Here is a 1911-nt window from a genome sequence, read left to right on the forward strand (position 1 = left end):
TGACTCGCATCTCTCTTCGTAACACTCGTTTAGTTTTCAAGGATCAATCGTTTTGCTCTTTCGCGTCAACCGCTCTCTCGCGGCGACAAGAGATAATGTATCACATCTCATTCAGCGAAGTCAACAGTAATTTTTCCCTGTGTGAAAACCTGATGAAAGATCGCTTGGCACGTATCAAACCGCACCGATCAAGTCGTTCATCGCTCGCGGCGACAAGACTTATCTTATCATGCCCCGACATCTCACTCAATCACACAGACCAAACAAACCGAAACAAAATGCATCCATCCCTGTTCCCACCCGCTCTTTTCTCCCGCTCGCACAGAATCGCTCACAAGATCGGCTCACTTCTTAAAGCACACAAAAAACCGCTTCAGCAGTGCCAGCCGCAGCGCTCTTTGGGGCAACATCCTCTTCTCAACCACTTCTCCTTCAACTATAATGATAATCATTATCAGTTGCAGAGAGGATCAACTCTGAACTGGAGATGACGAAATGCCGATATAAATCATTTATCTGGTTACATAACGGTATATGGATATATGCATTTGGAGGATACATACATGTGGGTGATCTATGCTTTTGGTGCCGCGCTGTTTGCTGGCATAACCTCAATTTTTGCGAAAATCGGAATTCAAAACACAGATTCCAACCTCGCTACCGCTCTGAGAACTGTGATTGTCGTCATTTTTGCCTGGATCATCGTATTTGCGGGAAACATGCATCATACGCTTTACGACATCAGCATGAAGTCCCTCTTTTATCTCATTTTATCAGGGGTGACGACCGGCGCTTCTTGGATTTTCTATTTCAGAGCGCTTCAATTGGGAAATGTTAATGTCGTCGTTCCAATTGACAAATCGAGCACGGTGATTACGATGCTCTTTGCGATCATCTTGCTCGGCGAGCCGGTCACGATACTAAAGCTCATCAGTATGGCGATGATCGGCATCGGAACGTATATGATGATTCAAAGACAAGACGTTGAACGATCTGCTGACAGGAGCAGGACTTGGATTTGGTACGCCGGACTGTCCGCGTTTTTCGCGGCAATTACAGCCATTTTGGGGAAGGTTGGGATCGAGGATGTTGATTCCAATGTCGGTACCGCCATACGAACGATTGTCGTGCTGATCATGGCATGGTCGATCGTGTTTGCCACAAAAAAGCAGGGCGGCATCAAAGAAATCGACAAAAAAAGTTGGCTCTTTCTTACATTGTCCGGTTTGGCTACCGGCATGTCCTGGCTGCTTTATTTCAAGGCATTGCAAGAAGGACAGGCAAGTGTAGTGGTGCCGATCGACAAGTTGAGCATAATCGTGACGATCATCTTCGCTTATCTTGTATTTAAAGAAAAATTGTCTATCAAAGCTTTTGTCGGTCTCGTCCTGCTTATCTTTGGAACCTTGTTGTTGCTGCTCTGACTATTTTTCGCTGCTACTCCGCGGTTGTTTTGGCAATGGATCAAGTAATGAGTGACATATTCCATCTTCCAAACATACAAAAAGCTCTCGAATTATCCAAATTGATAATTCGAGAGCTTTTTAATCGTTACGTTACGATGCCCTTTCGCATACAAAGAAAAAAGACCCGATCATCAGATCGGGTCTTCACTTGCCTAGCGACGTCCTACTCTCCCAGGACCCTGCGGTCCAAGTACCATCGGCTCTGCGGAGCTTAACTTCTGTGTTCGAGATGGGAACAGGTGTGACCTCCGCGACATTATCACTAGACGGCTGGTGCGGTCAAGAGGACTTGAACCTCCACAGGGTTGCCCCCACAAGAACCTGAATCTTGCGCGTCTGCCAATTCCGCCATGACCGCGTATGAAATTTGAAAAAACACGCCTAGCGGCGACCTACTCTCCCAGGACCCTGCGGTCCAAGTACCATCGGCTCTGCGGAGCTTAAC

Annotated in this window: 2 protein-coding genes, 1 tRNA gene and 2 rRNA genes; 2 read left to right on the forward strand and 3 right to left on the reverse strand. The window is 46.8% G+C overall.

The genetic code is table 11. The features are described from left to right. A partial coding sequence (locus ACFSOY_RS00005; RefSeq protein ID WP_386043117.1) for a hypothetical protein occupies positions 1–491 on the forward strand: 491 nt, incomplete at its 5' end. Between the two features lie 72 nt (positions 492–563). Further along, on the forward strand, positions 564–1424 hold the full coding sequence (locus tag ACFSOY_RS21220) for an EamA family transporter (protein WP_465335789.1): 861 nt from the start codon (positions 564–566) through the stop codon (positions 1422–1424). Positions 1425–1616: 192 nt separating this feature from the next. On the opposite strand, the gene rrf (ACFSOY_RS00020) is transcribed toward ACFSOY_RS21220, so the two are convergent. The 3 genes from rrf (ACFSOY_RS00020) to rrf (ACFSOY_RS21225) form a co-directional block, all read right to left on the reverse strand. Then, positions 1617–1733: ribosomal RNA gene (rrf, locus tag ACFSOY_RS00020) — 5S ribosomal RNA — on the reverse strand. A 4-nt stretch (positions 1734–1737) separates the two neighbouring features. After that, positions 1738–1824, reverse strand: a tRNA-Leu gene (locus tag ACFSOY_RS00025). A 21-nt stretch (positions 1825–1845) separates the two neighbouring features. Next, positions 1846–1911 (reverse strand): 5S ribosomal RNA (gene rrf, locus ACFSOY_RS21225); the annotation flags it as partial.

Origin of the sequence: Tumebacillus lipolyticus (assembly GCF_042682745.1) — a bacterium.
Lineage (GTDB): Bacteria > Bacillota > Bacilli > Tumebacillales > Tumebacillaceae > Tumebacillus_A > Tumebacillus_A lipolyticus.